This window comes from Amycolatopsis methanolica 239 (genome assembly GCF_000739085.1).
GTDB classification, from domain to species: domain Bacteria; phylum Actinomycetota; class Actinomycetes; order Mycobacteriales; family Pseudonocardiaceae; genus Amycolatopsis_E; species Amycolatopsis_E methanolica.
The window spans coordinates 525,388-542,868 of sequence record NZ_CP009110.1; the positions used below are offsets into that span (position 1 = coordinate 525,388).

Sequence of the window (17,481 nt, forward strand, 5' to 3'; positions counted from 1 at the left end):
GCTCCTTACGCTGCTCGCTCGGCCGCGCCGGCTTCGGTCGCGCTGCGGTACCAGTACTCCAGGGTCAAGACATGCCAGAGGTGCTTGGACCGGTCCTCGCGGCCCGCGGCGTCCTCGTCGACCAGCCGCTGCAACGCCTCGCGCCGCAGGAACCCGGACCGGACGAGGACACCGTCGTGCACGACCTCCCGCACCAGCGGCGCCAGATCGCGGCTCATCCACGCCCGCAGCGGGGCGCTGAACAGGCCCTTCGGCCGGTAGACGATCTCCTTCGGCAGGATCGACAGCGCGGCTTCCTTGAGCGCGGCCTTGCCCTGCCGCCCGGCGATCTTGCGGTTGCCGGGCAGGCTGAACGCGGCCTTGACGACCTCGACGTCCACGAACGGCACGCGCACCTCGGTGGAGGCGGCCATGGTGGAGCGGTCGGTGTAGGTCAGGTTCAGCCCCGGCAGGAACATCCGCGCGTCGGCGAGGCACATGCGGTTGACGAAGTCGTCGAGCAGGTTGTCGTGGTAGGTGTCGGCGTGCTCGGTGAGCACGTCGTCCACCGCGCCGGCGAGGTCGGGCGCGACCAGCCCGGCCAGCTCGTCCCGGTCGTACATCGTGTAGCTGCGCCGGAACGCGGTCTCCTCCGGCAGAGTCGCGAAGGACAGGAACCGCTTGGCGAAGCGGATGGACCGGAACCCGCGCTTCGACGTCGCCACCGGCAGCCGGTCCACAACGGACTCCAGCGGCGTGCGCACCGCGCCGGGCATCTTCTGGTAGCGCAACGCGATCAGGTTCGCCAGGTGCTTGCGGTAACCCGCGAACAGCTCGTCCGCGCCCATCCCGGACAGCATCACCTTCACCCCGGACTCGCGAGCGGCCAGGCAGATCAGGTAGCTGTTGATCGCCGCCGGATCGCCGATCGGCTCGTCCAGGTGGTAGGTCAGGTGCGGCAGCAGGTCCTGCACGTTCGGCGCGATTTCGATCTCGTGCAGGTCAACGCCGAACCGGTCGGCCACGATCCGCGCGTACCGCAGGTCGTCCGGCATGGCCTCGAACTTCGCGTCCTCGGCGCGGAAACCGATGGTGTAGGCGGAGATGCCCGGCGAGTACTTCGACGCGAGCGCGGTCAGGTAGCTGGAGTCCAGGCCGCCGGACAGGAACGTCGCCACCGGCACGTCGGAGAGCAGGTGCTTGCGGGTGGAGTCCTCGACGACCGCGGCGAGGTCGGCGGGCGGGCCGTGCCGGGCCTCGGTCGCGACGTCCCGCAGGATCCAGTACCGGCCGGTGTCCACCCGGCCGTTCGGGCGCACGCGCAGCCACGAGCCCGGCGGCAGCTTGCGCGCCTCGCGGAACGCGCACCGGCTGTCCGGGACCCAGTAGTAGAGCAGCGACGCGACCAGCGCGGCCTCATCGACGTGCAGCCCGCCGATCTCACCGGCGAGCGCTTTCAGCTCCGAGGAGAACGCGATCCCGTCGCCGCGGCGCACGTAGAACAGCGGCTTGATGCCGAGCTGGTCGCGGGCGAGGAACAGCTCGCCGGTGCGCTCGTCGAAGATCCCGAACGCGAACATGCCGCGCAGCCGTGGCAGGCACTCGACGCCCCAGCGCCGCCACGCCTCCAGCAGGACCTCGGTGTCGGAGGTGCCGCGGAACCGCACGCCCTTGCTCATCAGCTCGGCCCGCAGCTCGGGCGCGTTGTACAGCTCGCCGTTGTAGGTCAGCGCCAGTCCGCCGGAAACCATCGGCTGCGCGCCGGTCTCGGACAGGTCGATGATCGACAACCGGCGGTGGCCGAGGTGCACGTCACCGTGGTCGTAGCGGCCCTCGCCGTCCGGCCCGCGGTGGGCCAGGCGCTTGGTGAGCCGGTCGGTCAGCGGGCCACCGTCGGGCCAGCGGTAGGTTCCTGCGACACCGCACATGGTCAGCCTTCGCGATCGAGGGGCAGCTTGCCGTTCATGTGTGCCTCCGGCGCGTCGACCGGGGTGAACTGCTTCGTCGGCAGGTCGGCGTGTACCGGTTTGAGCGTCACGGTCTGCTCGCCCTTCCCGGCCGCGGACCCGGGGATCGGCGCGAACGGGTGGTCGCCGGCGTTGGCGGGCCGCGCCGCGGCGAACGCGGCCCGGCCGCGCAGCGCGGTGTGCAACCCGTCCCACAGCGTCCCGTCCGTGCGGTCCCGCGGATCCGGCGCCACGAGCACGATGCCGATGATCGGGATGCCCAGGTCGGCCAGCTGGCGGGCGACGGTGTGCAGCCACGCCGCGTCCGCCTTGCCCGCACGGACCACCAGCACGGTTTCCGAGCCCAGCCGGCGCAGGTCGGTCCACGCCGTCCCCGGCGACACCGACCCGACCCCGATGCGGGCCTTCTCGGCCGTGCTGCCGTCGACGACCCGCACGCCCTCGCCCGCCTCGCCGGACAGCGCGGTGACCTCGCGGTGCGGCAGGTCGTCCACGACCACGGCCGGACCGTCCAGGTGCCGGGCCATGTCCAGCGCGAGCATGGCGGCCACCCGGGCGCAGCCGAGTTCGAGAACGGACACGCTGCCGGTCTCGCCGACCGCGCGGGCCAGTGTCGCCGCAACGCGGTCCCGTTGCGCCGCGCCACCTCCCCACGGCCCCCGCCGGGGCTTCGGCAGCTGCGCGATGACGGACGCGCCGAGGTGCGTGGCGATGTCCCGCCGCAGCAGCGGCCGGTCCCGCACCACGCTCATCACCGCGGCCAGGCCCAGCCCGGCGACGAGCCCGAACCCGAACCCGATGCCGGCGTTGGTGACCAGCGGGGTCAGCGGTGATTCGACGACCGGGCGTGGCGCGTCAACGATCTGCGTGCCCGCGGCCAGCTGCGGCGTGCCGATCTTCGCCTCGTTGGCCTGGTTGGTGAAGTCGGAGACCCGCGAGGTCAGGTCGGCGCGCCGGGCGTAGAGCGACTGCAGCTCGGCCGGGCCGATCTGGCTGTTGCGGTTCGCCGACGCGGCGATCTGCCGGTCGACCTCGTTCAGCTCGGTCTGGATCTGGTCGCGTTGCCCCAGCAGGGCCTGCGCCTCCGCGTCCGCCGCGGCCTGCATGCGCTGGCCGTGGTCGGCGATGAACGCGTCCGCGAGCGCTTGTGCCTTGGCGACCGCCTCGCCGTGGCTGCGGGCCGTGACCTGGAGTTCCAGCACGTTGTTGGTCAGCCCGGTGGCGGTGTAGGACTGGACGAACTTCTCCGGCGGCTCGTTCGAGCCGAGCCGCTGCAGCGCGGCCCCGGCGATCCGCGTGGTTTCGAGGATGGCCACGTCGGTCTTGATGAGCGTGCCGCTGTCGTTCGGGGCGTCTTCGGCGTGCAGCACGAGCAGCCGGGTCACCGCCGTCGGCGGGGTCGGCGACAGGACCGCCAGCGCCGCGCCCGCGAGCAGCCCCAGCACCGCGGCGGAGAGCCACAGGCGGCGCCGTCGCCGGATCGCGATCAGCACCCGCTGCAGGTCGAGCAGTGGTTGGGTGTTCTGGTTGCTGTCCGGTGTCGTCACGCTGAACCTGCCAATGCTTCGTCGCCTGCGGTGTGCGTGCCACCCGGCTCGGGAACCGCGGCCGTGCGCTGGGCGACGACGGCGCCCAGCACCCGCTGCCCGCCGTCGGCGGCGGCCTCGGTGATCGCGACGAGATCCCAGCCCGTCCTGGTCCCGCTGGACACGACCACGAGCACACCGGCGGCCTCACGGTCGTCCGGCACCGTCGGCCGCTCGGGATCGATCAGCGCCACGCGCAGTTCGGGGCGTTCGCCGCGGCCGGCGGCGGCCAGCTGCGCGACCGCCGTCCTGGCCACCGGGTCGTCCTGCGCGGCCAGCACCAGCACCCGCGAGAACACGCCGGAGCCATCCCCGAGGCGGGACAGCACGCGGCGGTACCGGATTTCACGACTGGCCGCGTCCGCGGAGGCGTTGAGCTCCGGCAGGTTCCACGGCTCGTCGGTCTTGAGCAGCCTGGCCCACCAGCGCGCACCGGGGCCGGCCGGCGCGTGGTCCGGCGTCACCGGCACGTCCACGCTGCCCAGCAGCGGCCCGCCGACCGCCGCCGCGATCTCGGCCTCGTCGCGCAGCCGCCGGTCGGTCCGGGCGCCGACCAGGTGACCGAGCACGCCGAGCAGGAAGAACACGAGCGCGCCGCCCGCGACGAAGTGGATCATCGTCGGCGGCGCCGGGGAGGCAGGCAGCTCGGCCGACCCCATGACGACCGTCTGCGCCTGGCGGCCGTTGCCGTCGAGCTGGTCGAGCTTCGCCATCGCCTCGGTCAGCGCCGTCCGCAGAGTCTCCAGCTGGGTGCGGACCTCGACACTCTCCACCGTCACGCCCGGCACGCGCCGGGACAGGTCGGTGATGCGGTCGTTGGTCTCCTGCACCTGGCGGCGCAGCGCGTCCTCCTGCTCCTGGCGGATCTGGCTGGCCGCGTCCGCGCTGCTGCCGATCAGCTGGGCGGAGTAGTTGACGTACTCCTTGGCGACCTGGTCGGCCAGCAGCTGCGCGTTCTCCGGAGTCTCCGCCTCGGCCGTGATCTCCACGATGTTGCCGTCAGCCGCGGCCGCGCTCACCGAATCGCGCAGCTCGGGTCCGGACACGCCCCAGGCGAGCGCCTGCGCGGTGCGGTCCAGCACCACCGAGCTGGTCGCGATCTGCGTTTCGGTCATCAGCTCGCTGGAATCGGGCGCGCCCTGCAACAGCACGTGCGAAGCCGTTTTGTAGCCGGGGGAGAAGAGCAGCGAGGCGCCGGCCCCCACCAGCGCGCCGAGCACGGCGAGGGCGGCGAGAACCCGCCAGCGGCGGCGCACGATCCTGCCGATCATGGACAGACGGACGGTGTCGTCGTTCAACGCCCCGGACCCCCTCTCATGGATGCCGCCCGTCCGCGAACGGATGGGCTTTCACAAACCACGTCGCGGCGATTCCCGGATTGGTTACCGGCTTGTTCAAAACGCGACCAGGCGTTTTTCCGACGAGCCGCGGCGGGTGCCGGTCAGGGATTCACTGGCCGGTCGCGGCGTACGCCGCGAGCAACGCCTTCGCCGAATTGGCCCACGACAACGGTCCCGCCACGCGTGCCGCGCCCAGTTCGCCCATCCGTTTCCGCTCGGCCGGGTCGTCCATCAGCCTGGCGGTCAGCTTGGCAAACTCGAGCTCGTCGTTGGCAGGCGCGTAAACCGCCGCCCCACCGGCGGAAACCCGTGCCTCACGCAGGTCGAACGACACGATCGGACGGCTCATCGCCATGTACTCCATGATCTTGTTCATGGTCGACACGTCGTTGAGCGGGTTCAGCGGGTCCGGCGCGAGGCAGACGTCCGCTGTGGACAGATAGCGGACCAGGTCCGCGTCCGGGATGCGGCCGGTGAAGTCGACCTGGTCGTCCAGGTGGAGATCTATCGACAACGCGACCATCGCGTCGAACGCGTCCCCGGAGCCGACGAACACCGCATGCCAGTCCGTGCGCCCGAGGTCGTCGCGCAGCTTCGCGAGCGCGCGGAGGGCGTAGTCGACCCCGTCCTGCGGGCCCATCACGCCCAGGTAGCACAGCATGTTCGGCTTGCCGCGCTTGAGTTCCGGCTCCGGCGGCACCTGCCGGAACCGGTCCACGACCGGGGCGCTGCGGACCACGACCACGTCCTCGGGCCGCTTGCCGCCACGGGTGAGCGCCACGTCGCGGTAGCTCTCGTTCGTCGCGATCACGACGTCCGCGGCCCGGTAGGTGGCCCGCTCCAGCGCGCACACGCCGCGGTAGAGCAGGTCCTTCCCGCGGTCGAAACGCGACAGGTACAGCTCCGGCACCAGGTCGTGCTGGTCGAAGACGAACTTCGCGCCCCGCCGCTTGAGCATCCGCGCGATGAGGAAGAGCAGGTCGGGCGGGTTGCACGCGTGCACGACATCCACCGGGCCGATCTTGCGGGCCAATCGGAACGTGTGCCACAACGCGGATCCATACTCCTGCAGGTAACCGGCCGGCCCGCCGCTCGCCGCCGTGAGCGGGTAGCGGTGGATGCGCACGCCGTCGATCACGGCTTCCGGCTCGGTGTCCCGCTTCGTCCCTTGTGGACAGATGACGTGCACCTCCCACCCGGCGTCGCGCAGGGTGGTGCTTTCCTGCCAGACCCGCCGGTCGAAGGGCACGGACAGGTTCTCGACGAGGATCAGGGCTTTACCAGGCAAGGCCGACGTATCCTTTTTCGGTGCGGCGCACGGCGGCGTCGGGCAGGCGGACGAGGTCGATCAGCGTGCGGTCGCCCGCCTTGGGCAGCGCCGCGAGCACGGCCGGGTCGGTGCTGCCGACGAGGCACACCTCGGCGTGGTCGAGCACCTCGTCGACGCTGCCGGCGAGCAGCTGGCCGAGGTGCGGCAGGCGGCTCTCGATGTACTCGCGGTTGGCGCCCATCAGCCGCGACAGGCTGACGTTCGCGTCGTGGATCTTGAGGTCGTAGCCCTTGCCCAGCAGGCGTTCGGCGAGTTCGACGAGCGGGCTCTCGCGCAGGTCGTCGGTGCCCGGCTTGAAGGACAGGCCGAACAGGCCGATCCGCCGTTTGCCGGTGCGCGCGACCAGGTCGAACGCGCGGCGCAGGTGCTCCTCGTTGGAGGGCAGCACGTGCGACAGCAGCGGAACCGAAACGTCGGCGCGGTGCGCGGCGTAGACCAGGCCGCGCAGGTCCTTGGGCAGGCACGAGCCGCCGAACGCGAACCCGGGCCGCAGGTAGGCGGGGCTGACGTTGAGCTTGTGGTCGGCGAGGAACACGTCCATCACGCGGTGCGAGTCCAGGCCGAGGGCGCGGCAGATCGCGCCGAGCTCGTTGGCGAACCCGATCTTGAGGCCGTGGAAGGCGTTGTCGGCGTACTTGGTCATCTCCGCGACCGGGATGGGCACGCGGAACACGTCGCCGGGCAGGCCCTCGTACAGCTTGGCGACGGCGTCGCCGCTGGCGGGGTCAAGCTCGCCGATCACGGTCTTCGGCGGGTCGAAGAAGTCCTTGACGCTGCTGCCTTCCCGTAGGAACTCGGGGTTCACCGCGACGCCGAAGTGCACGCCCGCGGTCAGCCCGGAGGCCTTCTCCAGGATCGGCACCAGCAGGTCGAGGCAGGTGCCGGGCAGCATCGTGCTGCGGAATACGACCGTATGCCGACCGGTTTTGCCCGCCAGCGCGCCGCCGATCTCCTCGGTGACGCGTTCCAGGAAGGCGGTGGACAGGCTGCCGTTGGGGGCCGACGGGGTGCCGACGCAGACCAGCGAGATTTCGCTGCCCGCGATCGCCTCCGCGACGTTCGTCGTGGCCCGCAACGCGCCGTTGGCCACGACGGCGGCGGTGAGCTCGCCGATGCGTTCCTCGACCACCGGCGCTTTTCCCCTGCGGACGAGGTCGATTTTCACGGGGTTGATGTCGACCCCGATCACCTCGTGCCCCTCGCCGGCGAGGCACGCGGCCGACACGCATCCGACGTAGCCGAGCCCGAAGACACTGATCCTCATGGAAATCCTCCCGCCGCCACCGGCTTGCCCCAGAGGTCGGCGGGCGGGCGGAGATCGTTACGGCGGCGCTCAGCTGGAAAACCGCTTACCCGGTGCGGTTTCCGCGGGGAAGAAACCGCCCGCTGCGGCGCCGGTTTACAGCGCTTCGGCGAAGGGGATGACGTCCTCGGCGAAGACGTCGATCAGGCGGAGATCCGGAATCCCCGGAACGGAGCCAATCACGCCGTCGATCCCGAGGCCGGCCAGCCGGCTCAGTTCGGTCTTGAGTTCCCCGCTCTTTTTGCCGTCCGGGCCGATGTTCAGCGGGTGGTAGACGGTTTTGGTGAGTTCGTCGTAATCGCGTCCTTCGGCTTCGCAATGCGCGCGGAGGACGTCGAGTTTGTGTTCGAGTTCCGGCCCGTCGAAGATGTTGCAGGCGTCGGCGTACTTCGCGACGAACCGCAGGGTCTTCTTCTCGCCGCTGCCACCGACCATGATCGGCGGATGCGGTGTGGACAGTGCCTGCGGGACGTTGAGCAGCCGCTCGGCCTCGATGTGCGCGCTGGAGAACGGGCCGTCGTCGTCCGACCACATCCGCAGCACGTACTGCAGGGTCTCTTCGAGCATCTGGAAGCGTTCCGCGGTGGGCGGGAACGGGAAGCCGAGGCCGCGGGACTCCTCCTCGTTCCAGCCCGCGCCGATGCCGAGCATGGCGCGGCCGCCGGAGAGGACGTCGAGCGTGGTGACGGCCTTGGCCAGCACGCCGGGCTGGCGGTAGAGGACGCCGGTGATGACGGTGAGCAGCTTGGCGCGCCGGGTGTGCGCGGCGAGGTAGCCGAGGGTCGTGTAGGCCTCGAGCATGTCGTTCTCGGTGGGGCCGACGCCGCGGATCTGGTAGAAGTGGTCCATCACGGCGAGGTAGCCGAATCCGGCGTCGTCGGCGGCGCGGGCGACCTCGGCGAGTTCGCGGCCCAGCGCGGCGGGTCCGTTCGGCCAGGTGAAGTCGGGAATCTGCAGTCCGAGTTTCATGGATTTCTGGTACCCGGTGCCGCGCCGGGGAAATCAGAATCCGGTGATCACGTGCAGGCGGTCGTGCAGGGGATCGGTGACGTGCACGGCGCCGGTGCGCTGGTCGACGGCGACCTGTCCGGGGTTGATGCCGAGCGCGAGTTCGCCGGTGATCTCGCCGCGGGTGCCGTCGATGCGGACGAGCCCGTCCGGTCCGCCGTTGGCGTAGACGGTGTGGGTGGCCTGGTGCACCGCGACCGAGGACGCCTCGCTGCGCAGCAGGATCGTGCGGGTCTGTGCGCCGTCGACCACCGACAGGTGGTGGATGCCGGAATTCGCGACGTACACCGTGCCGGTGCCGTGGTGGACAGCGAGCCCGGCCGGCCCGTCCCCGACCGGGATGCTCGCGGTGAAGCGGCTCGTGTCCAGGTCGAGGACCTCGATGGTGCCGGTGTGGAGGCTGGCGAAGTACCCGGTCCGCCCGTCGATGGCGGCGCTGCTGAACCCGCGGCCGGGGGCTTCGATGGTCGCCGCGAGCGCGCCTCCGAAGAGGTCGAGCACGCGCACGGCGCCGGCCTCGCCGGATGCGACATACAGCCGGTATGTATCCGGATCGAGGGCGAGCGCCGCGGGTCCGGGCCCGGACGCGACGACGTTGGTGACCCGCCCGCCGTCGAGGACCGCGGTGGTGCCCGGCGTCCGGTTGGCGACGTAGACCAGGCCGGTGCGCTCGTCGACGGCGAGGTCGGCCGGGGCGCCTCCGGCCGGGACGGCCGCCATGGTGCGCCCCCGGTCGATCACCGAAACCGTCCGGTCCGCCGTGTTCGCGACGTGGCACACGCCGGTGACCGGGTTCACCGCGACCGCCTGCGGCCGCCTCCCGACCGGGATGGACGTCAGCAGGGGCGCCGCGTGGGCCGGGGACGGCAGCCCGAGCAGCGCCGCGGTCGTGACCAGGCCGAACACCGTGCGGCGGCTGACCTCGGCGGCGCCCATGACCGACCTCCCCGTGATGTTTGGGGTACGCGGGTCGAACGGTAACCCGGAGTGCTCACCGGCGCGCGCGGAGATCACGAAGGAACTTCACTTCCGTTTCGTGCGTTGGGAAAGCGAGTGTTGGTAAGGAGGCGCAGGGCACGTGCACAGGCACCAGAACGGGATGAAGACCGCGCTGTTGCTCGGGTTGCTGAGTGCCATCATCATCGCGATCAGTTCACTGTTCGGGCGTGGCGCGTTGTTCGTCGGGCTCGCGCTCGCGCTGGGGATGAACGCCTACGCCTACTTCAAGTCGGACACGCTGGCGCTGCGCGCGATGCGGGCACGGCCGGTGTCGGAGCCCGAGCAGCCCGTGATGTACCGGATCGTGCGGGAGCTGGCCACGTCGGCGCGCCAGCCGATGCCGCGGCTCTACGTGAGCCCGACCGTCGCGCCCAACGCCTTCGCGACCGGCCGCAACCCGCGGCACGCCGCCGTGTGCTGCACCACGGGCATCCTGGAGCTGCTGGACGAGCGCGAGCTGCGGGCGGTGCTCGGGCACGAGCTGTCGCACGTCTACAACCGGGACATCCTGATCTCGTGCGTCGCCGGGGCGCTCGCGAGCATGGTCAGCGTGCTGGCGAACCTGGCGATGTTCGCCGGCGTGTTCGGCGGCAACGACCGCGAGGGCAACAACCCGCTGGTGTCGCTGCTGATCATCCTGGTTGGCCCGATCGCGGCCGGCATCATCCGGATGGGGGTCAGCCGCTCGCGCGAGTACCAGGCGGACGCGTCGGGCGCCGAGCTGACCGGTGACCCGCTCGGCCTGGCCTCCGCGCTGCGCAAGCTGGAGTACGGCACCCGGCGGGCGCCGCTGGTGCCGGAGCCGCAGCTGGTCTCGCAGTCGCACCTGATGATCGCGAACCCGTTCCGCCCCGGCGAGACGTTCTCCCGGATGTTCTCCACCCACCCGCCGATCGCGGACCGCATCCGCCGCCTGGAGGAAATGGCCCGCCGCGGCCCGTTCTGAGCCGCCGCCGTCTGGGGGCTCCTAGGACCGAGGGTGTCGTTCAACGCCCCGCCGCGGCGCGTCGTGAACCGGCGCCTCCGCCTGCCTTCCGTCATCGGCGGACCGAGGCCCAGCCGGTCTAACCCACGGCCCCCGCGGCACGGGCGCACGCCACGACGTAGTCCCCGTACCCGGACTTCGACAGCTTCAGCCCGAGCGCGAGGCACTCCTCCGGATCGATGTACCCCATCCGCAGTGCGACCTCCTCCAGGCACGCGATCCGCACGCCGGTCCGGTGTTCGAGCACCTGCACGAACTGCCCCGCCTCCAGCAGCGAGTCGTGCGTGCCGGTGTCCAGCCACGCGAACCCGCGGCCCAGCTCGACCAGCTTCGCGCGCCCCTGCCGCAGGTAGGTCAGGTTCACGTCGGTGATCTCCAGCTCGCCCCGCTTCGACGGAGTGAGGCCGCGCGCGATCTCGACGACCTGGTTGTCGTAGAAGTACAGCCCGGTGATCGCCTGGTTGGACTTCGGCCGCTCGGGCTTCTCCTCGATCGACACGAGCCTGCCGTCCGCGTCGAGCTCGCCGACGCCGTAGCGCTGTGGGTCCTTCACCGGGTAGCCGAACAGGACGCACCCGTCGAGCTTGGCGACCTCCTGCTGCATCCGGCCGGAGAACCCCTGCCCGTAGAAGATGTTGTCGCCGAGGATCAGCGCCACGTCGTCGTCGCCGATGAAGTCCGCGCCGATGACGAACGCCTCGGCGAGGCCGTTCGGGCTCGGCTGTTCCGCGTAGCTGAGCCGCAGCCCGAACTGGTCGCCGGAGCCGAGCAGGCGCTGGAAGTTGGGCAGGTCGGCCGGGGTCGAGATGATCAGGATCTCCCGGATCCCGGCAAGCATCAGCACCGAGATCGGGTAGTAGATCATCGGCTTGTCGTACACCGGCAACAGCTGCTTCGACACCGCCTGGGTGATCGGGTGCAGACGCGTCCCGCTGCCGCCCGCCAGCACGATGCCCTTCATGTCCCCAGCTCCTTCCGGATCGATCCGGAACCACCCTAGCGTGTCTGGAGGTTCACATACATACAGTCTGTATGTATCTTCGAGACCATGACTCGCTCACCAGCACTCGGGCAAGAAAAGCGCGTGACCCTCCGCCACGGTGACGTTCGCTACTTTGAACGCGGCGAGGGGCGGCCGGTCGTGTTCGTCCACGGCGCCCTGGTCAACGCCGATCTCTGGCGGCACGTCGTCCCGGGTCTGGCGGCAGCCGGCTTCCGGTGCCTCAGCATCGACCTGCCGCTCGGTGCGCACGAGGTCCCGCTCCGCCCGGACGCCGACCTCAGTCCAACCGGGGTCGCCGACCTGATCGCGGACTTCCTCGACGCCCTCGACCTGCGTGACGTCCTCCTGGTCGCGAACGACACCGGCGGCGCCCTCACCCAGATCATGCTGTCCCGCCGGCCGGAGCGGGTCGGCAGCGTCGTGCTGACGCCGTCCGACTGCTTCGACCACTTCTTCCCGCCCCTGTTCAAACCACTCGTCCCGCTCGCCCACATCCCCGGCTCGATGCGCCCGGTCGCGGCGCTGCTGCAGGTCAAGGCGCTGCACCGGATGCCGTTCGTGTTCGGATGGGTCACCAAGTACCCGATCCCGGCGGAGGCCGTGGAGTCCTACGTCCGGCCGGCGCACCGGGACGCCGCCATCCGCCGTGACCTGCGCAAGTTCCTCCGCGGCGTGCGCCCGGAGTACACGGTGGAAGCCGCGGAGAAGCTGCGTGCGTTCGACAAGCCGGTGCTGCTTGTGTGGGCGGACGAGGACCGGACCTTCCCGCTGCGCCTCGGCAAGCGCCTCGCCGCGACCCTGCCGAACGCGCGACTGGTCGAGGTTCCCGACTCGTACGCCTTCGTGCCGGAGGACCAGCCGGCCGAGCTGGTGCGGCACGTCCTGGCGTTCGCGGGCGTCATGGCAGATTAGGGGCGTGCGCCGTACGCAGGAAGAGCGATCCCAGAGCACCCGGGCCGCGTTGGTGGCGGCCGCCCGCGAGCTGTTCGCCGAGCGCGGCTACCAGGCCGTGGCCGCGGACGAGATCGTGCGGGCCGCTGGGGTGACGCGGGGCGCGCTCTACCACCACTACGGCGACAAGCAGGGCCTGTTCCGCGCCGTGTTCGAGCAGCTCGAGCTGGAGGTCACCGCCGAGGTCGAAGCGGCCACGAAGGACGCGCCGGACCTCGCGACCGGGCTGCTCTTCGCGCTCAAGGCCTTCCTCGACGCGTGCGAGCGCGCCGACATCCGGCAGATCTCGCTGATCGACGCCCCGGCGGTGCTGGGCTGGACCACGTGGCGCGAGATCGAGGCGGAACACGGTCTCGGCTTGGTCATCGGCGTGCTGCGGCAGGCGGTCGAGCAGGGCCTGGTGAAGCCGCTGCCGGTCGACGTGCTGGCCCAGCTCGTGCTCAGCGCCGTCAACGAGGCGGCGCTGATGATCACTCACGCGGACAACCCGGCCCAGGCCAGGTCGGACGCCGAGCAGGTGCTCGCCACCTGGCTGATCGGCCTCCTCGCGGAATAACGCCGGGCCGCCCGGCGTTCGCCGGGATCGTGCAGGTGGAGATCTGGTCCGATGTCGTGTGCCCGTGGTGCTACCTCGGCAAGCGGCGCTTCGAGCGCGCGCTTGCCGGGTTCGAGCACCGTGACCAGGTCGAGGTGACCTTCCGGTCCTTCGAGCTGGACCCGGGCGCGCCGCGCGAGCCGCAGCCGAAGGCGGCGCTGATCGCCGCGAAGTACGGGATCAGCGAGGCGGAGTTCGCCGCGAACGAGGAGCGCTTGACCCAGCTCGCCGCGGCGGAGGGGCTGGAGTACCACCTGGACGGTGGCGTCATCGGCAACACCTTCGACGCCCATCGCGTGCTGCACCTCGCTCGTGAGCGCGGCCTGCAGGACGCGGTCGCCGAGCGGTTGTTCCGCGCCTACTTCACCGAGCGGCGTTCGGTCTTCGGCGAGGAGTCGCTCGTCGAGCTGGCGGCGGAGTCCGGGTTGGACGCCGACGAGGTCCGCCGGGTGCTGGCCGACGGCGCGTACGCCGACGAGGTCCGCGCGGACATCGACGAGGCCCGCGCGCTCGGCGCCAACGGCGTGCCGTTCTTCGTCTTCGACCGCCGTTACGGGGTGTCCGGCGCCCAGTCCACCGAGACCTTCGCGGCCGCGCTGGACAAGGCCTATCAGGACGCGGAGCCCTTGCCGAAGTAGATCTTGCAGACGTCGCCGTCGTAGTCGGCGGCCAGTTCGAGGACGTTGCGCCCGTCGTCCACGGGCAGCAGCGACGAGCTGTAGTTCGGGCAGAAGTTGTTGTAGGCGCGGGGAACGTGCACCGGCGCGGGCAGCTCGTACCAGTTGCCCGCGCCGAAGGCGTCGTTGGCGAGCAGCACCTGGCCGTTGGACGGCAGCGGTTTGCCGGCGCGGTCGGTGTAGATCTGGCCGACCATCAGGAGTCGAACTCCGTTCGGTCCGCCGGGGAAGACCGTGACGTTGTGGGCGTGCTGAAAGTAGTTGCCGTTCGCCGTCACGACGCGGGTGCCCGGGTCGGCGGGGGCGCCGTAGTTGGCGCCGTCGGGTGAGATCTTGAAGTACGGGTCGCAGTAGCGCTGGCCGTAGTTGCAGATCTCGTAGCCGAAGTAGTAGCGGCCGTCGGGCAGTTTCCGCACGACCGGCATGCCGGGGCGGACGCGGTCGGGCGAGATCGCGACCGTGCTCTGCTTGGTGCCCCAGGTGACGCCGTCGGTGGACGCGACGCGGTTGAGCACCTGGCCGTGGCGCGGCGCCTCGGTTTCGTCGGCATAGTGCATCCACAGTGTCCCGCCGGAGTCCACTGTGAACTCCGGCTCGAACACGCCGTCGTGGTTGTGCGAGCGGGCGGCCTCGGACAGGAAGCTCCAGTTCCGTCCACCGTCCGAACTGGACCAGATCCGGATCGACATGCGGCGGCCCGCGCCGCCGTTCTGCCCGTAGGAGGCCGCCCACAGCAGCGTGCCCGCCCGCAGCCGGCCGACTCGTTGCGGCAGTTCGTAGATGCTCCCGCAGCATTCGCCCTGCGCTCCCGCCGGATCGCGGACCTCGCCGATCTGGTGGAACGACGCGCCTTCGTCGGTGCTCTCGTAGATCCGCGCGAACGCGCCGCGTCCGTCCCAGCTGTTCACGGACGCGACGATCCGGCCGCGCCGGAACGGCGCGTGTTCCAGGCGGATGACCCGGGGGTACGCGCCGACGCCCAGTTCGGTGCGCTGCGCCGCGTGCGCCGGAACGGTCAGCACGCCCGGCGCGGCCAGCAGCGTGAGCATCAGCGCGGCCATTCGACGCATCTGCGGCCTCCCCTTCACTCTCAGCAGCGGAATTAGACCACAGGGTGATCACTGACTTTTTGGCGAAGGTGGAATCAACCTCTTGCTGGATCGTTGAACGATCCCCTGCGTTCGGAAGGCAGTTGGACCTCCGCATCTCGACCCCGGCGCAGGACGGGACCTGCTGACGAACAAGTCGGGCTTCAGCGACATCTGCGCCACCCTGTGGCCGTCCTGCTGACCTGATCCGCGGGTGGCGGGTCTGCGGGGACCCGCCACCCGTCCAGCCGGGAGGCGAAGCGATGTTCACGTGTGCCGGCCCGGCCCTGCTGCGGGCGGCGGTGCGACCGCGCACGACGGGGCCGATCCCGCCGCTGGAGGTGCTGGCGGCCGACGAAACCCTGAGGGAGGCGGTCGAAGCGGCCAGTCCGAGCCTGGGCCCGCGACGTCCTCCGCGTGGTGCGCGGCGTGCCGGTCAAGGACAAGGTCCGCCGGCGCAGCGCGCTCGCCCTCGCCAAGTACCACCTCCGCCTGACCGGGAGGCCGACGCCGTTCGGACTCTTCGCCGGCGTCGCGCCCGTGCGCCTCGACGACGAGCCGGAGTTGCGGATCGGGCGGCAGCACCGTCCGACCAGCCGGACGGACGCCGAGTGGCTGGACGGGGTGCTGCGGCGATTGCGGACCGATCCGGTCGTCCTGCCGCGGACGGTCCTGGTCGCCAACAACGTCAGCGTCATCCGCGGTGATCGGCTCGTGCTGCCCGAGCGGTACGAGGACGCGCATCGCCGGGAAGCCTCGATCCGGTTCACGCCGCTGGTGCGCGCGGTGCGGGAGATGACGCGTACGCCGGTTCCGTGGCCCGAGCTGGTGGCGCGGTTGTGCCGTCGTTTCCGGCGCACTGGTTTCGAAGGCGTGCTGCGGCAGCTCGTCGAGCTCGGGGTGCTGCTCACGGACCTGGACCCGCCGCCGGATTGCCTCGACCCGCTCGCTCACGTGCTCGGCCGGGTGCCTGCCGGGCACCCGGTGCACGCCGAGTTGAGCGCGGTCCGGCGCGAGTCGCGGGCCGCGGACGCGGCGGTGCCGGGCCGGCGGGCCCGTCGGCCTGCGGTGGTGGCCCGGATGCGGGCGCTGCACGACACGGACGACGTCATCCAGACCGACCTGCGCCTGGACGTCTCGGCCACGTTGCCCGCCGAGCTCGGAGCGGAAGCTGCCCGAGCAGCGGATGCGTTGTGGCGACTGGGATCTACGGCGGGGCCGTCCTGGTCGGACTCCTATCGAGAGCGCTTTCTAGAGCGGTACGGCAGCGACCGACTGGTGCCGGTGCTGGAACTGCTGGACAACACCCGCGGCCTCGGACTGCCGGAGTTTCCACGCGGCCTTCGCGTCCCGGGCCTCGTGGTCTGATCGAGCACCTGCTCGCCGCGGTGCGCGAGGGGCGGGACGAGATCGAACTCGACGACGAGCTGGTCGATTCGCTCGCCGAGGACCCACCCCCGCGGTGGCCGGTGTCGATGGAGTTGTGCGCGGAGGTACTCGCGCCGAGCTGGGACGCCTTGTGCGCGGGCGAGTTCCGGCTGGTCGTCGGTGAGAACCTGGGCTCGCCGCAGGCCGGGTCGTCGATCGCGCGGTTCGCGCACCTGATGCCCGAGCTCGACGACGAGCATCACTGATGCTGGTCCGCGATGGTGCACCGGCCGGTGCCGGGCAGGTGGCCTGCCGTCCGCGGACCATCCGGTCGGCGAACGTCGCGTCGGTGCCGCAGCGGCTTCCGGCGCTCATCCCGGTGAGCTGCGGCCCGGCGACCGCGGACGTGCCCGACCTGCGGCTGGACGAGCTGGCCGTGGGCGCGACGCAGGACGAGCTGTACGTCGTCGACCTGGCGTCCGGGCAGCGGGTGGTCCCGGTCTCCGGGGCGATGCTGGACCCGCGCAGCGGGCACGTCCCGCCGGTGGCGCGGTTCCTGCTCGAGGTGGGGGAGCAGGAGAACCCGTCGTGTCTGCCGTGGCGGTGGGGCGACTTGTCGACGGCTCCGGCGCTGCCGCGCGTCCGGTACGGCCGGACCGTGCTCGCGCCGGCCCGGTGGCTGCCCAGCTGGGAGATGCTGGACCCCTCGTCCGACTGGTCGGACGCGGTCCGGAGTTGGCGACAGCGCTGGGACGTGCCGAGGCGGGTGCAGCTGACCAGTTCGGACAACCGGATCCCGATCGACCTGACGGACGACGGCACCTCGCGGTGTTCCGCGCCGAGCTGCGGAAGACGCCGCGGCTCGTGGTGCAGGAGGTTTTGTCGCGCGCGATGCCTGGCTGGACGGCCACGCGTGCGAGGTCGTGTTCCAGTTGTTCGGGGAGCGTCCCGCCGCCCGGCCGGTGCCGGCCACGCGAACCCGGTTCGAAATGCCGGACCTCCCCGATGGTGAATGGTTGTACGCCAAGCTCTACGCGGGGGGACGCCGCGCAGCGTCAGATCCTGCAGTCGCACCTGGCCGATCTCGTGGCCGGTGTGGAGGACTGGCACTTCGTCCGGTACGCCGATCCCGATCCGCACCTCCGGATCCGGTTCGCGGGCAAGCCGGACACGCTGTGGACGACGCTGTTGCCGCGCCTGTGCGCGTGGGCGGCCGGGCTGTGTGCGGACGGGTTGGCTTCCCGGCTGGTGCTGGACAGCTACGACCCCGAGGTCGAGCGGTACGGCGGCCCGGACGCGATC

Annotated in this window: 14 protein-coding genes and 2 pseudogenes; 7 read left to right on the forward strand and 9 right to left on the reverse strand. The window is 71.0% G+C overall.

Annotated elements, in window-relative coordinates; translation table 11 throughout:
• Positions 1-5: 5 nt before the first annotated feature.
• The 7 genes from asnB to AMETH_RS02700 form a co-directional block, all read right to left on the reverse strand.
• Positions 6-1,907, reverse strand: a complete 1,902-nt coding sequence (asnB, locus tag AMETH_RS02670; RefSeq protein ID WP_017986495.1) for an asparagine synthase (glutamine-hydrolyzing) — start codon at positions 1,905-1,907, stop codon at positions 6-8.
• 2 nt (positions 1,908-1,909) lie between these two features.
• The gene (locus AMETH_RS02675) at positions 1,910-3,493 is read right to left on the reverse strand and encodes a Wzz/FepE/Etk N-terminal domain-containing protein (protein ID WP_017986496.1); all 1,584 of its coding nucleotides are present in this window, start codon (positions 3,491-3,493) and stop codon (positions 1,910-1,912) included.
• The gene (locus AMETH_RS02680) at positions 3,490-4,830 is read right to left on the reverse strand and encodes a hypothetical protein (protein ID WP_017986497.1); all 1,341 of its coding nucleotides are present in this window, start codon (positions 4,828-4,830) and stop codon (positions 3,490-3,492) included. Before AMETH_RS02680 ends, AMETH_RS02675 begins: the two co-directional genes overlap by 4 nt.
• 151 nt (positions 4,831-4,981) lie before the next feature.
• Positions 4,982-6,160, reverse strand: coding sequence for a glycosyltransferase family 4 protein (locus AMETH_RS02685; protein ID WP_017986498.1), 1,179 nt, complete (start codon positions 6,158-6,160; stop codon positions 4,982-4,984).
• Entirely contained in the window at positions 6,150-7,466 is a 1,317-nt protein-coding gene (locus AMETH_RS02690) for a nucleotide sugar dehydrogenase (RefSeq protein WP_017986499.1), read from the reverse strand. Before AMETH_RS02690 ends, AMETH_RS02685 begins: the two co-directional genes overlap by 11 nt.
• A gap of 135 nt (positions 7,467-7,601) precedes the next feature.
• Positions 7,602-8,474, reverse strand: a complete 873-nt coding sequence (locus AMETH_RS02695) for an LLM class F420-dependent oxidoreductase (RefSeq protein ID WP_017986500.1) — start codon at positions 8,472-8,474, stop codon at positions 7,602-7,604.
• A 33-nt stretch (positions 8,475-8,507) separates the two neighbouring features.
• Complete coding sequence (locus tag AMETH_RS02700) at positions 8,508-9,449, reverse strand: YncE family protein (protein WP_017986501.1); 942 nt, start codon at positions 9,447-9,449, stop codon at positions 8,508-8,510.
• A 142-nt stretch (positions 9,450-9,591) separates the two neighbouring features.
• Between AMETH_RS02700 and htpX the strand changes: the two genes are divergently transcribed.
• Positions 9,592-10,458: a zinc metalloprotease HtpX gene (gene htpX / locus AMETH_RS02705; RefSeq protein WP_026153739.1), complete on the forward strand. Its 867-nt coding sequence runs from the start codon at positions 9,592-9,594 to the stop codon at positions 10,456-10,458.
• A gap of 118 nt (positions 10,459-10,576) precedes the next feature.
• Here the strand turns inward: htpX and rfbA are convergent, their stop codons facing one another.
• Positions 10,577-11,458 carry a glucose-1-phosphate thymidylyltransferase RfbA gene (gene rfbA / locus AMETH_RS02710; RefSeq protein WP_017986503.1) on the reverse strand — a complete coding sequence of 294 codons (882 nt, stop codon included), beginning with the start codon at positions 11,456-11,458 and terminating at the stop codon, positions 10,577-10,579.
• A gap of 87 nt (positions 11,459-11,545) precedes the next feature.
• Between rfbA and AMETH_RS02715 the strand changes: the two genes are divergently transcribed.
• The 3 genes from AMETH_RS02715 to AMETH_RS02725 are packed head-to-tail and all read left to right on the forward strand — an operon-like array spanning position 11,546 to position 13,684.
• Positions 11,546-12,412 carry an alpha/beta fold hydrolase gene (locus AMETH_RS02715; protein WP_026153740.1) on the forward strand — a complete coding sequence of 289 codons (867 nt, stop codon included), beginning with the start codon at positions 11,546-11,548 and terminating at the stop codon, positions 12,410-12,412.
• 4 nt (positions 12,413-12,416) lie between these two features.
• Positions 12,417-13,007 carry a TetR/AcrR family transcriptional regulator gene (locus tag AMETH_RS02720; RefSeq protein WP_026153741.1) on the forward strand — a complete coding sequence of 197 codons (591 nt, stop codon included), beginning with the start codon at positions 12,417-12,419 and terminating at the stop codon, positions 13,005-13,007.
• Positions 13,008-13,036: 29 nt separating this feature from the next.
• Positions 13,037-13,684 carry a DsbA family oxidoreductase gene (locus AMETH_RS02725; RefSeq protein WP_017986506.1) on the forward strand — a complete coding sequence of 216 codons (648 nt, stop codon included), beginning with the start codon at positions 13,037-13,039 and terminating at the stop codon, positions 13,682-13,684.
• Here the strand turns inward: AMETH_RS02725 and AMETH_RS02730 are convergent.
• Positions 13,657-14,793, reverse strand: a complete 1,137-nt coding sequence (locus AMETH_RS02730) for a sialidase family protein (protein ID WP_026153742.1) — start codon at positions 14,791-14,793, stop codon at positions 13,657-13,659. The two genes, AMETH_RS02725 and AMETH_RS02730, sit on opposite strands and share 28 nt — an antisense overlap.
• A gap of 447 nt (positions 14,794-15,240) precedes the next feature.
• Between AMETH_RS02730 and AMETH_RS41290 the strand changes: the two are divergent.
• The 3 genes and pseudogenes from AMETH_RS41290 to AMETH_RS42345 all read left to right on the forward strand — a co-directional run.
• Positions 15,241-16,445, forward strand: a pseudogene (locus tag AMETH_RS41290) (lantibiotic dehydratase family protein).
• Complete coding sequence (locus tag AMETH_RS41295) at positions 16,445-17,191, forward strand: lantibiotic dehydratase (protein WP_026153744.1); 747 nt, start codon at positions 16,445-16,447, stop codon at positions 17,189-17,191. The pseudogene AMETH_RS41290 and the gene AMETH_RS41295 overlap by 1 nt, the downstream one beginning before the upstream one ends.
• A pseudogene (locus AMETH_RS42345) lies at positions 17,185-17,475 on the forward strand (thiopeptide-type bacteriocin biosynthesis protein); the annotation flags it as partial. The gene AMETH_RS41295 and the pseudogene AMETH_RS42345, both read left to right, overlap by 7 nt.
• Positions 17,476-17,481 lie beyond the last annotated feature (6 nt).

Coding starts and splice junctions, on each gene's coding strand:
- asnB (WP_017986495.1), bottom strand. CDS start 1,907: ATGTGCGGTGTCGCAGGAACCTACCGCTGGCCCGACGGTGGCCCGCTG.
- AMETH_RS02690 (WP_017986499.1), bottom strand. CDS start 7,466: ATGAGGATCAGTGTCTTCGGGCTCGGCTACGTCGGATGCGTGTCGGCC.
- AMETH_RS02695 (WP_017986500.1), bottom strand. CDS start 8,474: ATGAAACTCGGACTGCAGATTCCCGACTTCACCTGGCCGAACGGACCC.
- AMETH_RS02700 (WP_017986501.1), bottom strand. CDS start 9,449: ATGGGCGCCGCCGAGGTCAGCCGCCGCACGGTGTTCGGCCTGGTCACG.
- rfbA (WP_017986503.1), bottom strand. CDS start 11,458: ATGAAGGGCATCGTGCTGGCGGGCGGCAGCGGGACGCGTCTGCACCCG.
- AMETH_RS02715 (WP_026153740.1), top strand. CDS start 11,546: ATGACTCGCTCACCAGCACTCGGGCAAGAAAAGCGCGTGACCCTCCGC.
- AMETH_RS02730 (WP_026153742.1), bottom strand. CDS start 14,793: ATGCGTCGAATGGCCGCGCTGATGCTCACGCTGCTGGCCGCGCCGGGC.
- AMETH_RS41295 (WP_026153744.1), top strand. CDS start 16,445: ATGCTGGTCCGCGATGGTGCACCGGCCGGTGCCGGGCAGGTGGCCTGC.